The organism is Streptomyces sp. NPDC020875 (assembly GCF_040641415.1).
Classification (GTDB): Bacteria; Actinomycetota; Actinomycetes; order Streptomycetales; family Streptomycetaceae; genus Streptomyces.
Genome location: NZ_JBFADP010000002.1, coordinates 1 through 16,144 on the forward strand (window position 1 = coordinate 1; position 16,144 = coordinate 16,144).

Annotated in this window: 13 protein-coding genes and 2 tRNA genes; 4 read left to right on the forward strand and 11 right to left on the reverse strand. The window is 72.0% G+C overall.

All coding sequences use genetic code 11. From position 1 onward, the window contains the following. Positions 1-192: 192 nt before the first annotated feature. On the reverse strand, positions 193-516 hold the full coding sequence (locus tag AB0G74_RS01270) for a multidrug efflux SMR transporter (RefSeq protein ID WP_361138997.1): 324 nt from the start codon (positions 514-516) through the stop codon (positions 193-195). 154 nt (positions 517-670) lie between these two features. Then, on the reverse strand, positions 671-1,312 hold the full coding sequence (locus AB0G74_RS01275; protein WP_361139000.1) for a helix-turn-helix domain-containing protein: 642 nt from the start codon (positions 1,310-1,312) through the stop codon (positions 671-673). A 125-nt stretch (positions 1,313-1,437) separates the two neighbouring features. Here AB0G74_RS01275 and hisN point away from each other — a divergent pair, with 125 nt between their 5' ends. Continuing rightward, positions 1,438-2,238, forward strand: coding sequence for a histidinol-phosphatase (gene hisN / locus AB0G74_RS01280; RefSeq protein WP_361139003.1), 801 nt, complete (start codon positions 1,438-1,440; stop codon positions 2,236-2,238). 350 nt (positions 2,239-2,588) lie between these two features. Continuing rightward, a complete protein-coding gene (locus AB0G74_RS01285; protein ID WP_361139006.1) occupies positions 2,589-2,990 on the forward strand; it encodes a CBS domain-containing protein in 402 nt (133 codons plus the stop codon). A 101-nt stretch (positions 2,991-3,091) separates the two neighbouring features. Here the strand turns inward: AB0G74_RS01285 and AB0G74_RS01290 are convergent, their stop codons facing one another. Next, entirely contained in the window at positions 3,092-4,543 is a 1,452-nt protein-coding gene (locus tag AB0G74_RS01290) for a catalase (protein WP_361139009.1), read from the reverse strand. Positions 4,544-4,691: 148 nt separating this feature from the next. Here AB0G74_RS01290 and AB0G74_RS01295 point away from each other — a divergent pair, with 148 nt between their 5' ends. Continuing rightward, positions 4,692-5,102, forward strand: coding sequence for a Fur family transcriptional regulator (locus AB0G74_RS01295; protein ID WP_361139012.1), 411 nt, complete (start codon positions 4,692-4,694; stop codon positions 5,100-5,102). Positions 5,103-5,196: 94 nt separating this feature from the next. On the opposite strand, the gene AB0G74_RS01300 is transcribed toward AB0G74_RS01295, so the two are convergent. The 4 genes from AB0G74_RS01300 to AB0G74_RS01315 all read right to left on the reverse strand — a co-directional run bounded on the left by AB0G74_RS01300 (position 5,197) and on the right by AB0G74_RS01315 (position 11,246). Further along, a tRNA-Met gene (locus tag AB0G74_RS01300) sits at positions 5,197-5,270 on the reverse strand. A 567-nt stretch (positions 5,271-5,837) separates the two neighbouring features. Further along, on the reverse strand, positions 5,838-7,889 hold the full coding sequence (locus tag AB0G74_RS01305; RefSeq protein WP_361139015.1) for a tetratricopeptide repeat protein: 2,052 nt from the start codon (positions 7,887-7,889) through the stop codon (positions 5,838-5,840). Positions 7,890-8,104: 215 nt separating this feature from the next. Next, positions 8,105-8,178: transfer RNA gene (locus AB0G74_RS01310), tRNA-Met, on the reverse strand. An 86-nt stretch (positions 8,179-8,264) separates the two neighbouring features. Next, entirely contained in the window at positions 8,265-11,246 is a 2,982-nt protein-coding gene (locus tag AB0G74_RS01315) for a UPF0182 family protein (RefSeq protein WP_361139486.1), read from the reverse strand. Between the two features lie 228 nt (positions 11,247-11,474). On the opposite strand from AB0G74_RS01315, the gene AB0G74_RS01320 reads away from it, so the two are divergent. Beyond that, positions 11,475-12,047 (forward strand): PPA1309 family protein, encoded by a 573-nt coding sequence (locus tag AB0G74_RS01320; RefSeq protein ID WP_361139017.1) that lies wholly within the window; start codon positions 11,475-11,477, stop codon positions 12,045-12,047. Between the two features lie 165 nt (positions 12,048-12,212). Here the strand turns inward: AB0G74_RS01320 and AB0G74_RS01325 are convergent, their stop codons facing one another. From AB0G74_RS01325 to AB0G74_RS01340, 4 genes are all read right to left on the reverse strand, one after another. After that, entirely contained in the window at positions 12,213-13,304 is a 1,092-nt protein-coding gene (locus AB0G74_RS01325; protein WP_361139020.1) for a PDZ domain-containing protein, read from the reverse strand. A gap of 209 nt (positions 13,305-13,513) precedes the next feature. Continuing rightward, a complete protein-coding gene (locus AB0G74_RS01330) occupies positions 13,514-13,687 on the reverse strand; it encodes a hypothetical protein (protein ID WP_361139022.1) in 174 nt (57 codons plus the stop codon). A gap of 704 nt (positions 13,688-14,391) precedes the next feature. Then, the gene (locus AB0G74_RS01335) at positions 14,392-14,850 is read right to left on the reverse strand and encodes a molybdenum cofactor biosynthesis protein MoaE (RefSeq protein WP_361139025.1); all 459 of its coding nucleotides are present in this window, start codon (positions 14,848-14,850) and stop codon (positions 14,392-14,394) included. A 110-nt stretch (positions 14,851-14,960) separates the two neighbouring features. Then, positions 14,961-16,088: an NAD-dependent epimerase/dehydratase family protein gene (locus AB0G74_RS01340; protein ID WP_361139028.1), complete on the reverse strand. Its 1,128-nt coding sequence runs from the start codon at positions 16,086-16,088 to the stop codon at positions 14,961-14,963. Positions 16,089-16,144: the final 56 nt, after the last annotated feature.

Here is a 16,144-nt window from a genome sequence, read left to right on the forward strand (position 1 = left end):
CTCTCCTCGTCGCCCTTGTAGGGAGTCGGGCCCCTTTTCTCAGGGGCGGGGAGCGGGAGAGCATTTAGGGGCGCGGGGAACTGCGCGACAAGCCACAGGCGGGCCGCGGACCGCGAACAGCAGCAGGCCACCGGGCGCGGCGCGGATAGTTCGCGGCGGAGGCGCTCCGCAGCTCGGGGCCCCCGGGAAAAATCAGTGCGCGGAGCCGGAGAGCTGGAGGCCGATCACGCCGACGATCACCAGGGAGATCGAGATGATCTTCAGGGTGGAGACCAGGTCCCCCAGGAAGATCATTCCGTAGATCGCCGTACCCGCCGCGCCGATCCCCGTCCACACCGCGTACGCCGGGCCCACGTCGAGCTTCTTCAGCGCGAGGGTCAGCAGGCCGAAGCTGCCGAGCGCGAAGGCGGCGAAGGCGACCGTCGGCCAGAGCCGGGTGAAGCCGTGGGAGAGCTTCAGACAGACGGCGAATCCCGTCTCCAGGATCCCGGCGACGACCACCAGCAGCCACGCCATGTGTGTGCCTCCCCGACAGTCGGTGACTGCTTCGTCTGACTTGTTGCGATTATGCACTTACCAACATCAGTACGCCGCAAACGTGACCGATTCACCCGACCGCGCGCCGCTCGGGGAGGCACGGCGGCGCGCCGACCGGTCCGTTCGGCCGGGTTCACTCCGCGGGCGGGGGCCGTCTGGGCGCCGCCACGGCCGCCCTGACCAGGGCCGCGACCCCTTCGCGGTCGGGAGCCACGACATAGGAGAGGGCCAGCCGGACGGTGAGTTCGCAGCGGTGGGCGAGTATCGCCGTCTCGTCCGGATGGGTGGGGCCGCCGCCCGTACGGGACCGTTCGAGGGCGGCGAGGGTACGGTCCCGTACCGCCGCCGCCACATCCGCGGGGGCCGGGGGTCCGGCGTCCGCGCGGCGCTGGGCGGGTGCCCCGGCCGACGGCGAGCCGCGCCCCGCGGACCTCGGCGCAGGCAGCCGTTCGCCCCAGCAGCCGGTGAGCAGCGCCCGCAGCAGTGGCCGGGCCCGCGCCTGGGCGACGGTCCACTCGGCGAGGACGACGAGCCGCTCCACCGCGCCGGGTCCGTTCCGTTCCGAGAAGAGCCGGTCGACGCCGTGCAGATAGGCATCGGCCTCGCGTCGCACCAGCGCCCGGGCCAGCCCGTCCTTGCCGCCGAACTCGTTGTAGAGGGTCTGCCGGGAGACCCCCGCCGACGCTGCGACGTCGACCATCCGAACCGCCGACCAGGGCCGCTGGTCGAGCGCCCGCAGAGCGGCGTTCAGCAGGGACTCTCGCGCTGTCGGCACGGTCACCTCCAGGCCCCGGGGCGCGTCGGCGTGTCCCTGCCAGAGTTGACGGGGGCCCGGACGGTGTCAAGGGGGCCTCAGGCGGCCCCGGCCCGGCGCGGCGGCGCACCGATAGGGTGAGGATCATGCCCGAATACGACGATGATCTGCGCCTCGCCCATGTCCTCGCCGACGCCGCCGACGCGGCCACCACGGCCCGGTTCCGGGCGCTCGATCTGAAGGTCGAGACCAAGCCGGACATGACCCCGGTCTCGGAGGCCGACCGGGCGGCCGAGGAGCTGATCCGGGGACAGCTCCAGCGGGCGAGGCCCAGGGACGCGATCCTGGGCGAGGAGTACGGGGTGCAGGGCACGGGACCCCGCCGCTGGGTGATCGACCCGATCGACGGCACCAAGAACTACGTACGCGGGGTACCGGTCTGGGCGACCCTGATCTCCCTCACCGCCCAGGACGACGACGGCGTCTACCAGCCGGTCGTCGGGGTGGTCTCGGCGCCCGCCCTCGGGCGGCGCTGGTGGGCCGCGAAGGGCTCGGGCGCCTATACGGGCCGCTCGCTCACCTCGGCGACGCCGCTGCGGGTGTCCCGGGTGTCCCGGCTCGCGGACGCCTCGTTCGGCTACTCGTCGCTGACGGGCTGGGAGGAGCGGGGTCGGCTGGACGCCTTCCTCCAGCTCTCCCGGGACTGCTGGCGCACCCGCGCCTACGGCGACTTCTGGCCGTACATGATGGTCGCCGAGGGTTCCGTCGACATCTGCGCGGAGCCCGAGCTGTCGCTCTGGGACATGGCCGCGCTGGTCGTCGTCCTCCAGGAGGCGGGCGGGGTCTTCACCGGCCTCGACGGGCGGCCGGGCCCGCACAGCGGAAACGGCGTGGCGTCGAACGGGCTGCTCCACGAGGAGCTGCTGGCCCGGCTCGGCGACGCCTGACGGACCCCGGGCGGCCGTAGCCCGAGGGGCACCTGACGGTCGGCGCCTGACGGACGGCGGTACGGGATCGGTGCCGTACCGCCGCCCTATTGTCGTACCGGTTCACCGAGGAGGAACGACCGATTCCGGCCACCGCGCGCCACGGCGGGCGGCGGGCGGAATCGGCGAGCGATCGGACGCGGATTCGACCGTCGAACCGGACTCCGGACCGACGCCGCATCGCACGCGGAATCCGACCCTCCTACCCCCTTGATGCCGCTCCCGAGGGCTGCAACTCTGAAAGTGCCCTCGTTTGTGAACTTGTGAATCGGTTCTCGAAAGGCCGGTTCCCCAAGGAGGTGGCCCCATCCATGCTCGTCCGTGACGCCATGAGCACGGTGGTCCTCACCATCGGGCCCGCTCACACCCTCCGTCAGGCCGCCGGTCTGATGTCCTCCCGTCGCGTCGGCGCGGCCGTGGTCCTCGACGGCGACGGGGAGGGACCGGGCATCCTGACCGAGCGCGACATCCTCACCGCCGTCGGCACCGGGCAGGACCCCGACCGGGAGACCGCCGGCGCCCACACCACCACCGACGTCGTCTTCGCCGCACCCTCCTGGACCCTGGAGGAAGCGGCGGAGGCCATGTCCCACGGCGGATTCCGCCATCTGATCGTGCTGGACGACAACGGCCCCGTCGGCATCGTCTCCGTACGCGACATCGTCCGCTGCTGGGCCCCGGCCCGCCGCCACCGGACGACCCTGGTCGGCTGACCCGGCCGGTCACCACCGGCCCGGTCGCGCGAACGCGCGGAGGCCGGTGCCCCGTCGTGATCCGACGGGGCACCGGCCTCCGACTCCTCCGGCGGGCGCCGTCAGCCGCGCAGGGCCTGGACCGCGGCTTCCAGCCGCTTGCCGAAGTCTCCGTCCGCCTGACGGAAGTTGTTGATCGCCCGCTCGGCGATGTCGTCCCGCGACACCCCCGAGATGGCGCCGGCCAGGGCGTCGACCAGCCGGCCCTTCTCGTCCTCGGACATCAGCCGGTAGAGGTCACCGGCCTGGACGAAGTCGTTGTCCTCGGCATGGCTCGGGGCGGCGTGGTCGCCCGTGACCCCGCTGACCGCGGTGGCCGACCAGAGCGGCCGGTCCGTCTGGTGCGGGCCGCCGAAGCTGTTCGGCTCGTAGTTCTTCGCGCCCTTGTGGCGGCCGTCGTACAGCAGGCCGTCGCGGGCGTTGGTACGCGCCTCGGTGGCGTGCGGCCGGTTCACCGGCAGGTGGTCGGCGTTGATGCCGACGCGGTAGCGGTGGGCGTCGCCGTAGGCGAAGAGACGGCCCTGGAGCATCTTGTCCGGGGAGGGGCCGATACCGGGCACGAAGTGCGCCGGGCTGAAGATCGACTGCTCGACCTCGGCGAAGATGTTCTCCGGGTTGCGGTTCAGCTCCAGCTTGCCGATCTCGATCGGCGGGTAGTCCGCGTGCGGCCAGACCTTGGTCAGGTCGAACGGGTTGAAGCGGTAGTTCGCCGCCTCCGCCGCGGGCATGATCTGCACCTGCACGGTCCAGCTCGGGAACCCGCCCCGCTCGATGGACTCCCGCAGATCCCGCTGGTGGCTGTCGGGGTCCTTACCGGCCAGCTCGTCGGCCTCGGCGGCGGTCAGGGTCTTGATGCCCTGGTCGGTCTTGAAGTGGTACTTGACCCAGAAGACCTCGCCCGCCTCGTTGTTCCACTGATAGGTGTGCGAGCCGTAGCCGTTCATATGACGGTACGAGGCCGGGATGCCGCGGTCGCCGTGGAGCCAGGTCACCTGGTGGGTCGACTCCGGGGAGAGACCCCAGAAGTCCCATACGTTGTCCGGCTCCTGCGAACCCGTGTACGGGTCGCGCTTCTGGGTGTGGATGAAGTCCGGGAACTTGATGGCGTCCTTGACGAAGAACACCGGGGTGTTGTTGCCGACGAGGTCGTAGTTGCCCTCCTCGGTATAGAACTTCAGGGCGAAACCACGCGGGTCGCGCACCGCGTCGGCGGCGCCCAGATTGCCCGCGACCGTCGAGAAGCGCAGAAAGACCTCGGTCTCCTTGCCGACCGCGGAGAGGAACGCGGCCCGGGTCCACTCGCTGACGTCCCGGGTGAGGGTGAAGGTGCCGTAGGCACCGGCGCCGCGGGCGTGGACCACGCGCTCCGGGATGCGCTCGCGGTTGAAGTGGGCGAGCTTCTCCAACAGGAGCTGGTCCTGGACGAGGACCGGTCCGCCGACGCCCGCCGTCTCGCTGTTCTGGTTGTCGGCGACCGGAGCCCCGGTTGCCGTGGTGAGCGGTCCCTGCGTCACGTGCGCCTCCTGCGTCATACCTGCGTGTCCTGTCCCATGGCGATCGTTCCGCCGAACCCGATCCTACGATGGACTTTGTCTAAGTCAAGCGCGCATCCAAAGTCACACCCGTTCGGGATCTGGTCGCACCGCTGTTAAGCTGGTCCTTATGAGTGACCTGCTGGAACGACTCCGCGGACGCGGCTGGCGCATGACCGCCCAGCGGCGAGTAGTGGCCGAGGTCCTCGACGGCGAGCACGTCCATCTGACCGCCGACGAGGTACACGCGCGTGCCGTGGAACGGCTCCCGGAGATCTCCCGGGCGACGGTCTACAACACCCTGGGCGAGCTCGTCTCCCTCGGCGAGGTGCTGGAAGTCGCCACGGACCGCCGCGCCAAGCGGTACGACCCCAACGCGCACCGCCCCCACCACCACCTGGTCTGCGCCGGCTGCGGCGCCATCAGGGACGTCCACCCCGCGGGAAACCCGCTGGCCGACCTGCCCGACTCCGAGCGCTTCGGCTTCACGGTCTCGGACGTCGAGGTGACGTACAAGGGCATCTGCCCGAACTGCGCCTAACCCCCGGCGGCGACGAGGCCGCCGGGGCGCTCCGCACATCCTGGAACATGCCGAAAGCCCGGATTCCCTGAGGAATCCGGGCCTTCGGTTTCAGTAGCGGGGACAGGATTTGAACCTGCGACCTCTGGGTTATGAGCCCAGCGAGCTACCGAGCTGCTCCACCCCGCGTCGGTGAACCCAACAGTACGTGCCACCCCCGCCCAAAGCAAATCCCCTCCGGGAAGGCCCCGCCACGCACGACCCGGGGCGCCGGGCGTTGTTCGCGCAGTTCCGCGGCCTGTGCTTTCGGTGATGGGGGGACCCCAGCGCCTTGGCTCTCCACGGCGTCGCCGACTACCCGGTCTCGCCCGGCGCCATCGGGTATTCCCCGGCCTGCGGACCGTGGTTGGTTGCTCGCGCAGTTCCGCGCGCCCCTGGTTGCCTTCCTGGTCGCCCTCGGAAAGGGACTGGCCCTTTGTGAGCGGGGCCGGGGCCCATTTCGGGGACGGTGCCGGGGAGAGCATTTAGGGGCGCGGGGAACTGCGCGACCAGCCAGCCACGGTCCGCGGACCGCGAACAAGACCAGGCGGCCGGGCGCGGCCCGGGTCTTTCGGCGACGCCGTGGAGGGCCAAGGCGCTGGGCCCCCCTCGCCAAAGGCACAGGCCGGGGAACTGCGCGAGCAACCACGACGGTGACGCGGACCGCGTACGGCGTCAGGTCGCCGGACGCGGGCCGAGGCCAAGGCCCCCGGAGGGTCAGGCGGTCAGCTCCTGGTGGAGCGCGTCGCGGAGGCGGGCCGCGCGTTCCGTGACCTCCGAGGGGCCCAGTTCCTCCGCCCGCGCGCACCACCGCTTGCCCTCGGCCAGTTCGCCGCGGCGCGCCGCCAGCAGCGCGAGGCGGAGCGCGGCCCGGCCGTGGCCCGCGTGGGCGGCCCGGGTCCACCAGAGGGCCGCTTCGCGCTCGTTGCCGTCGCGGGCCAGCAGCAGCCCGAGGTTGAACGCGCCGTTGCGGCTGCCCGCCTCGGCCGCCTCCCGGTACCAGCGGGCCGCCGAGGCGATGTCGCCGCGCGCCGCGGCCAGCATCCCGACCCGGACCTGCGCCCTGCGGTGGCCCTGCTCGGCGGCCCGCTCGTACCACTCCTCGCATTCGGTCTTCGCGGCCGTCGTCTCGCCCAGGGCGGGCGGGCCCGGCGGCGGCTGGCGGGCGTCCAGCAGGGTGGCGAGCCGGAACGCGGCCTCGGCGCTGCCGCCGCCCGCCGCGCAGCGCAGATGGCGCTCGGCGGTCTGCTCGTCGCCCTCGCGCAGCCGGGCCGTGCCGACCTGGAGCGCGGCCTCGGTGTGCCCGGCGGCGGCGGCCCGCTCGTACCACTTCAGGGCCGTACGGTCGTCGTCCCGGCCGACGTAGAGGATGCCCAGGTTGAACGCGGCGTCGACGCTGCCCGCCTCGGCGGCCTTGGAGAACCAGGGCTCGGCGCCGACCGGGTCGCCCGCCTGGAGCAGCAGGACGGCGAGTGCGTTGGCCGCTTCGCGGTGACCGGCGTACGCGGCCTGCCGGTACCACTGCTCGGCCTGCGCGGTCCGGTCCTGGGCGGTGCAGAGCAGCCCGAGGTTGTAGGCGCCGTTGACGTCGCCCGCGCTCATGGCGGCCCGGTACCAGCGCTCGGCGGTCTGCGGCTCGCCGCGGGCGGCGTGCAGCGCGCCGAGCGCGTTGGCCGCGTTGCCGTCGCCCTCCTGGGCGGCCCGCAGCCACCAGACCGCGGCGCTCTCCTCGTCGCCCGCGTCGCGGAGCAGGAAGCCCAGGGCGCAGGCGGCCCGGGTCTCCCCGTCCTTGGCGGAGGTGAGGTACCACCGCCCGGCTTCCTTCAGCTCGCCCCGCTTCTCCAGGATCGCGCCCAGATGGAGCGCGGCCCGCCGGTGGCCGCGCGCGGCGGCCTGCCGGTACCACTGGGCGGCCTCGTCGAGGCCGGTGAGCGCGCGGGCGCCCGTACCGGTGTCGGGGCCCGCCGTACCGCCCGGGGAGGGGGACGGCGCGCCCGCGCGGGCGGTCTCGTCGGCGGCGCGCAGGTCGAGCATCCGGGCCAGCCGGTACGACGCCTCGCGGTGCCCCTGCTCTGCGGCGGCCCGCAGCCACCGCTCGGCGCCCACGTCGCTGCGGTGCTCCAGCAGGTCCGCCAGGGCGTAGGCGCCCAGGGCGTGGCCCTGCTCGGCGGACTGGCGCAGCCAGTACTCGGCGGCGGTCTCGTCGCCGCGCTCGCGGAAGTGGCGGCCGAGGGCGTGCGCGGCGGCGGCGGAGCCGGCGACGGCGGCGATCCGCCACCATCCGGCGGCCTCGTCGGGGTGGCCGCGCTGGTGGAGGAGTACGCCGAGGTTGTTGGCCGCGGCCCGGTCACCGGCGGCGGTGGCGCCGCGCAGATAGGGCTCGGCGCCGTCGAGGTCGCCCCGGCGCAGCAGCATCGAGCCGAGCATGCTCATGGCGGCGGTATCGCCGGCGTCGGCCGCGCGGCGGTGCCGTGCCTCAGCGCCAGCGGTCTCCACAACGTCAACATTCGCACCAGCGGTATCACCAGCACCAGATGTCGTACGGGAGTCGGTACGTCCACCGATCGTGTCGCGCCCGTGGCCGTGACCGGCCGTGCCGCGGGGCCGCACGACGGCGGACCGGCCCGGCTCGGGCTCGGCGGTGAGATCGGCCCGGCCCGTCAGGGCGGCCGGAAGCGCCGCGTTCGGCGCGCCCGCCGCCTGATCGGCATGTGGCCGTACAAACCGCCCGGTCTCCAACAGAGTCGTCCTGTCCCCCATGAATTCCATCGTCGCACCACCCGCAACCCGCTTACACCTGGTATACCGCAGCCAGTGAGGTCACTTCAGCGTTTTGTCGACATGCCCACAGAGAGATAAGTCAAACACTTATCGGCTCAACTCCCCGGGCGGCGCGCTCGGTTCCCTCCCTCTTCCGTTCTTCCGCACCATCACGCACATCGAGGGCCCGGATCCTCAATGGATCCGGGCCCTCGATGATTCAGTAGCGGGGACAGGATTTGAACCTGCGACCTCTGGGTTATGAGCCCAGCGAGCTACCGAGCTGCTCCACCCCGCGTCGGTATGTCTGAAGACTACCAGACGCGGGATGTCCGCAGTTCAGCGCACTCCCGGCGGCTGCGCCGGAGCCGCCCGCGCGCCGTCCTAGGTGGACGACGGTGGGCTCTGGGTCGACGCCGGTGGCTTCGCCGCGCCCTGTGCGGGTGTCCCCTGGGCCTGGGCCAGCCGGTCCAGTGCCGCGTCCAGCGCGTCCTCGGCCCGGCCGACGGCCTCACGGTCCGTCGGGTCCTTCTTGAGGGCCGCGTCGACGTCCGCGTGTGCCTTCAGCACTTCCTCGATCGCCTCCTTCACCGCGGCGTCACCGGTGGCCGGTGGCGTCGTGGGCGGCTTGGTCGTGCCGTCGCCCGGCGGTTTGGTGCCGTCACCCGGCGGCTTGGTGGCCGGCGGTTCCTTCGAGGGTTGCTCGAAGGCCGCGTCCAGCGCCTGCGTCAGGCTGTCCTTGAAGACCGGTTTGCCACCGCTGTAGGCCGCGGCCACCTTCTTCAGCAGCGGATAGTTGGCGGCGCCACCACGGGCGTACACCGGCTCGATGTAGAGGAATCCGCCGTCGAGCGGGATCGTCAGCAGGTTGCCGTACTCGATGTCCGAGTCGGTTCCTCTGAGGTCCCGGACGAAGGTCGCGACTTCCGTGACACCGTTCAGCTCACTCTGCACCTGCGACGGCCCCTGGACCGTCTCGGTGACTCTCAGCAGCCTTATCGAGCCGTACCCGGGACTGTTGGCATCGGCGTCCACCGCCATGTACGCGCCCAGGTTGGGCCGTCCGGCGGGGGTGAACGTCGTGGTGAGCGAGAACTTCTGGGCCGTGTCGCCCGGCATCTTCAGACTCAGGTAGTACGGCGGGACCGCGCGTGCTTCCTTCTTGTTCGTCGGGTCGTCCGGCACCTGCCAGGCGTCCGAGCCGCTGTAGAACTGGTCGGGCTCGGTGACGTGGTACCGGGTCAGCAGCTCGCGCTGGACCTTGAACATGTCCTGGGGGTAGCGCAGATGCGACTTCAGCTCGGCGCTGATCTCGCTCTTCTTCTTCACCGTCCCCGGGAACGCCTTCATCCAGGTCTTCAGCACCGGGTCCTTGGTGTCCCACTGGTACAGCTTGACCGAGCCGTCGTAGGCGTCGACCGTGGCCTTGACCGAGTTCCGGATGTAGTTGACCTGGTTCTGCTGGGCCACGACCGCCCGCTGGTTGGTGGTCAGCGAGTCGGCGGTGGTGTCGCCGAGGGTGGTCCGGGAGGCGTACGGATAGCCGTTCGTCGTGGTGTAGGCGTCGATGATCCACTGGATCCGGCCGTCGACGACCGCCGGGTAGGCGTCGCCGTCGATGGTCAGCCAGGGCGCGACGGCCTCGACGCGCTCCTTGGGCGTGCGGTTGTAGAGGATCTTCGATCCCTCGCCCACGGCGCCCGAGTAGAGGATCTGCGGCTCGCTGAAGGCCAGCGCGTACGCCGCCCGGTTCAGCGTGCTGGAGAGGCTGACGCCGCCCTTGCCCTTGAAGCTGGTGTACTTCGTGTCGCCACTGGCGGCCTCGTAGTCCAGCTCCTTCTGCGGTCCGCCGACGATCGAGTACTGGGTGGTCTTCTCGCCGTAGTAGACCCGCTGCTCGTACTCGCCCTTGACCAGGTTGCCCTTGGTCGGCATGCCGGACTCGGTGAACTCGGGCGCGCCGACGGTCCCCTTGTCAGGATCGGTCACGACACTGGTGCCCTTGGCGGCAATGGCGCCGTAGCCGTGGGTGTAGGTGAAGTGGTCGTTGATCCAGTTCCGCTTGGGGATGCCCTCGATGTTCAGCTCGCGCAGACCGATCACGGTGTCCTGCGGCTTGCCGTCGGCACCGGGGTAGCGGTCGACGTCGAGCGTCGTCGGGAACTGGTAGTACCGCCGCTCCTGCTGGAGCTGCTGGAACGCGGGCGACACCACATTGGAGTCGACCACGCGGTAGCTGGCGGCCGAGTTGGCGTCCTCCCGCTGCTCGGCCCGGCGCTTGGGATCCGCCCGGCCGGCGTAGTCCTCGGGCTTCGCCTGGTCGATGCCGTACGCCTTACGGGTGGCGTCGATGTTCTTCTGGATGTACGGCGCCTCCTTGGCCTGCTCGTTCGGCTGGACCTGGAACTTCTGCACGATCGCCGGGTAGAGCCCGCCGATCAGGATCGCCGACAGCACCATCAGGCCGAAGCCGATGACGGGCAGCTGCCAGGTCCGCCGCCACAGGGTGGCGAAGAAGAGCACGGCGCAGATGACGGCGATGCAGAAGAGGATGGTCTTCGCCGGGAGATAGGCGTTGGCGTCGACGTACCGCAGTCCGGTCCAGTTGCCGGTGGCCTTGAAGTCGCTGGACTTCACCGCCAGGCCGTACCGGTCGAGCCAGTAGGCCACGGCCTTCAGCGACACGAAGACGCCGAGCAGGACGGAGAGGTGTCCGGTGGCCGCGGCGGTGGCCCGGGCGCCGGGGCTGGTGACGCGGAGCCCGCCGTAGAGGTAGTGGGTCAGGGCGGCGGCGATCAGCGACAGCACGACGGCGGCGAAGCCGAAGCCGAGCAGGAACCGGTACCAGGGCAGATCGAACGCGTAGAACGCCACGTCCAGCTTGAACTGGGGGTCCTTCTGTCCGAAGGGGACCCCGTGGACCCACTGGAGCCAGGTCTTCCACTGACCGGTGGCGGACGCTCCGGCGATCAGCCCGACGAGAGCGGTGATCCCGAGGAGCACCCATTTCTTGTACGGGGCGATGCCCATCCGGTACCGGTCGAGGCTCTGCTGCTCCAGCGACATGGCGCTGAGCGGCGGGCGCAGCCGGTGCGCGAGCCAGATGTTCAGACCGACGACGACCGCCATCAGCAGGCCGAAGACGGCGAACAGGCCGATCTTGGTCCAGAGGGTGGTGGTGAACACCGACGAGTACTCGACGGAGCGGTACCACAGCCAGTCGGTCCAGAACCCGGCGAACATGACGAACGCCATGGCCAGCACGGCCAGCACACCCAGTGTCATCAAGAGGGTGCGGACACGCCGGGACGGCCGTCCCACCCTGATCCGTGGCCCGGTCGGGGGGCCTCCGCCGCGGTCCGGCATCTGGAAAGCCAACGTGCGCACCTCGAAGTTCGCGATCGTATGACCGCCCGGACGGGTACCGGGCGGTCGTGTCAAGCGGGCCCCGCGATCGTAGAGCCCCTTGATGCAACTTACTGAGGCTTTACCTAGTTCCCGTCACGGGGTCCCGATCCGGGCGGTTCCGGTGCCCCGGTCGGGTGCGGGGCGGCCGGTTCCCGGCCGGGGCCGCGGAAGAGGCAGGATATGGGCATGTCCAATGAATCCACCCCTCCGTCCCCCGCCGCGTCCGGCCCAATCGCGGCGAGCCCGCTGACCCGGGCGGTCCTGGAGATCGACGAATACGCGGCCACCCTCGGCTGGGATCTGCCCGCCCGGCTCTTCGCCCTGGTCGACACGGCTCAGCTGCGGTCCCAGGAGCCCGGTCTGGCCGAGCAGCTGGGGCTCTCCGGCGACGAGACCGCTGCGCCGCTGACCCCGATCGAGCAGGACGAGATCCCGGCCGGTACGCCGCTGGACGAGTTCCTGGCCACGATCGCCTGGCCCGACGCGGTGGCGGGCTGTGCCCTGACCGTCGAGCGGCAGATGCTGCCCCCCACGGCGGAGGCATCGGTTCCGGACAACCTGGACAAGGCGTCCCTCGCCCGCTGGGTGGCGAAGCACCCGGACCGCCAGGAGGTCCGGATGACGGTGGCCGTGCTGCGGGACGGCGCCCGCGAGTCGGCCCTGCGGCTCCGTGAGAAGGACTCCCCCACGGACGTGCTGACCGGCCCCGACCTGGTCCCGGGGCTGGCCGATGCCCTGTCGGCGACCTTCGAGGCGTAGCCGGGGCGCGGGGCCGCCCCTGCGCTCGTACGGGGCCCTGCCCGAGCGGCGGGGCCCGTACGGCCGGAGCACGGCCCGGCGGGCGGGTCCGTACGGCCGGGGGTGCTGTGGGCGGGTCCCCGGGGGACCGGGCGGTCCGGAGTGGCGGGCGGGGCCGGGGGCGGGTCAGCCCTTGGCGCAGGACGGCAGCCCGGCGGTGTCGCCGGACTTGATCTTCGCCAGGGACTTGGTGGCGTCGGCCATGGTGTCGACCTTGACCAGGGTCAGCCCGTCGGGGATGTCCGCGGCCGCCGCCGCGCAGTTGTCGGCGGGGGTGAGGAAGTACTCCGCCCCGGCGGACCGCGCGCCCACCAGCTTCATCGCGATACCGCCGATCGGGCCCACCCGGCCGTCGTCGTCGATGGTGCCGGTGCCCGCCACGAACTTCCCGCCGGTCATATCGCCGGGGGTGAGCTTGTCGACGATCCCCAGGGCGAACATCAGCCCGGCGCTGGGCCCGCCGACATCGGCGAGATTGATGTCGATGGTGAACGGGAAGGTGTGGTCGGTCCCGGCCTGGATGCCGACGACCGCCCGGTCGGGCTTCCCCTCGGCCTTCGCGGTGGTGATGGTGATCCGCTCGGTGGTGACGGGCTCCCGCCCGGCCTTCTCGGCCTCGGCCGCTTCCTTCGCCGGGACGACGGTGAAGACGGTGTCCTCACCGGGCTTGTTCTTGGTGACCAGCTTCGCCACATCGGCCGGCTCCTCGACGGGTTGACCGTCGACGGCCTTGATCACATCGCCCGCGTGCAGCTTGCCCTCGGCGGGGGTGCCCTTGACGACGGTGGCGACCACGACCCGCGAGCCGACCGGGATCTTCAGCTCCTTCAGGGCGGCGACCTTGGCGCTCTCCTGGGACTGGCTGAACTCCTCGGCGTTCTCCTGGGTGGACTGCTCCTCGGTCTGCCCGTCGGGGTAGAGCGTGTCGTGCGGTACGACGACATTGTCGTGGGCGAGCCAGCCGTACATCGCCTCGACCAGATTCATCCGATAATCGGCGCCGGTGACGCGGACGGTGGTCATATTGAGGTTGCCCGAGGTCGGGTAGGTCTTCCGCCCGGAGATCCGGAGAACCGGTTCGCCGCCCGCCTCGCCCAGGGTGTTGACCGTGGGGCCCGGCGACATCTCCGCGTACTTCACCGGGATCAGAATGCCCGCGCAGAGCAGCGCGACGGCGATCAGCGAGGCGGCGAGCATCGTCGCGGTGCGGCGTGGCATGGAACGACAGTACGGGACGGGACCGTCCGTGCGCCGTCCGGGCCGGTCCGTACGGGGAGCGACGCGGATCGGGGCACCCGGGGCCGGATCCGGGCCCGGCACCGGCCGGTACCGGATCCCTTCCGGAGGCGCCCGGGGCGGGCGGGGCTCGTAGGCCCGCCCGAGGTGGGCGGGGCGGCGCGGCTCGTACGGGAGCCGGGCGCGGGCCGTCAGCCGTCGCCGCGGCCGGTGGACCCCGCCTTCTCCATCGCGTCGCGGAACCGCGCGTAACCGGCGAGTTCGGCCACGTCACCGGTGGTCCGGTTGCGTGAGGCCCAGCCTCCCCATATCGCGGCACCGACGGCAGCGAACAGCGGAATCAGCAACCATGCGAGTGCTGCCATCGCGACCTCCCTACCCCATGGACCAGCGCGGCCGGAGACCGTCGCGGCGACTCCGGCTGAGTGATCAACAGATTAATCATCCACCGCTTCAACGCTCGTACCAGGGGCCCGGTTACGCAAATCGGAGTACGCCGCACCACTCGGACTCCGGGGCGCCCCTCGGCCCTCCGGGGCGCCGCCCAGACGCCCCCGGCCGCGCCCGGCAGCCTGATCTTGTACGCGGTCCGCGGACCGCGCGTGTGGCCGTTCGCGGAGTTCCGCCCCCTATGCCTCCGGCAATGGGGGGACCCCCGGCGCCTCGGCCCTCCACGGCACCGCCGAAAGACCCGGGCCGCGCCCGGCAGCCTGATCTTCTTCGCGGCCTGCGGACCGTGGGTGGCTGGTCGCGCAGTTCCCCGCGCCCCTAAACGCTCTCCCGAGCACCGGAAGGGGGACAGAACCCAGCCCCGGGAGGGGAGCCCCGCCCTGGGACGGGCCCGCCTCTCTACGAGGGCGACGAGGAGAGCAACCCAGGTGGCGCTGGGGGTCCCCCCACCGCCGAAGGCGTAGGGGGCGGAACTGCGCGACAAGCCACAGGCGGTCCGCGGACCGCCGACAACAGCAGGCCGCCGGGCGAGACCCGGGGAGTGAGGCGGCAAGCCGGGGAGCCAAGGCGCTGAGGCTCGCAGCGCAAGGCGGGACCGGGGCGCGGCCGGGAAGAAGAGTTACGCGCCGACCCATTCCTCCGTGCCGTCCGCGAAGGTCTGGTGCTTCCAGATCGGGACCTCGCGCTTGAGGTCGTCGATGAGGCGGCGGCAGGCCGCGAACGCCTCCGCGCGGTGCGGGCAGGCCACGGCGACGACCACCGCGAGGTCGCCGACCCGGAGGTCGCCGACCCGGTGGACGGCGGCGAGGGCGCGGACCGGGTAGTCGGCGGCGACCTTCTCGGCGACCCGGCGCAGCTCGGCCTCGGCCGTGGGGTGGCAGGAGTAGCCGAGTGCCCGTACGTCGGCCCCGGCGTCGTGGTCCCGTACGGTTCCGACGAAGAGGGCCGTACCCCCGGCCGAGGGGTCGCCGACCGCCGCGAGGACCTCGTCCACGGAGAGCGGGGCATCACGGACGGCGAGGAGCCGCAGCGGATCGTGGCCCGCCCGCTCCCCCGGGTGATCGTGCCTGGTCGTCATGGCCTCATCGTGCCGTACGCCGTCGTTCCCGGGCCACCGGCGACCGCCGCCCCGGCCGGCCGGGGCCGCGCCGGGGCGCCCGGGGGTGCCCGGGCCGCCCGGCGCGGGCGTCAGATCCGGCGGCGGGCCTTGCGGGCCCGGCGTACCAGCGCGGCCGTGCCGAGCAGGGCGACCGTCGCCGCGGCCCCGCCCGCCGCCGCCGCGTCCTTGCGGCCCAGCCTGCGGCCCGCGACGGTGTGGCGGCCCGCGACCTCGTCCAGGAGGGCCGTGAGGACTTCCTCGTTGGTCCAGGCGGGCCGCCATCCGGCGGCGTGGAGCCGGCTGACGCTGACCACCCAGGGGTGCATCGTGTAGGCGAGGTCCCCGGCCGGGGACGGGGTGACGCCGATCCGGTGCAGCCGGGCCGCGGCGCCGAGGGCGACCGCGGACGGCAGTTCCATCCGGCGGATCCCGCTCAGCTCCTCGACCTCCTCCTGTTCCAGCCAGCCCTCGCAGCCGACGGCCAACTCGCCGTCGACCTTTTCGAGGGCCGCGTACTCCAGGGCGCTGACCAGGTCCTCGACATGGCAGAACTGCCACGCGGGCCGGGATCCGGCCACCACGAGGAGCCGGGGCGATTCGAAGTAGCGGGTCAGCGCGGTGTCCGTACCGCCGACGAGGACGGCGGGCCGGACGACGGTCACGTTCAGTCCCGGGTGGGCGCGGGGCGCGCGCTTGGCCAGGTGTTCGATCTCCAGGAGGTCGCCGACGCCGGTGGCCTCGGCGGTGGCCCGCAGCTCGGCGTCCTCCGACAGCGGGATGTCGTTGTCGGGCAGGGCGCCGTAGACCATGGCCGAGGTGCAGAGCACGGCCCGGCGGACGCCCGCGGCCGCGGCCGCGGTCAGGACCGTCTGCGTACCGCGTACGTTGTACGCGCTGCGGGCGGTGTCGTCGGATTCGAGATCGAGGTCGAGCGCGAGGTGCACCACGACGTCGGCGCCGCGCAGCTTCTCGGCGATCGCCGGGTCGCGGACGTCGAGAACGTGCCAGGTGGCCTCGGGGACCTCGCCCCGGCGTTCGTCGATGGCGACGACCCGCCCCACCTCGTCGGAGGCGGCCAGCCGCCGGGCCAGCAGTTCTCCGACGCCCGTGGCGGCACCGGTGACCGCGACGACGGGTCCGCGACCTGCGGCCCCCTCGCCCGGGGTCGGGGTTGAGCGGTTTCGCGCTCCGCGAACCTGCGGATCTGGGGAACTCACCAGGTGTCTCCAGCGGTTGTCTTCAGTACGTACGGTATGACGCGTACGGACCAGGT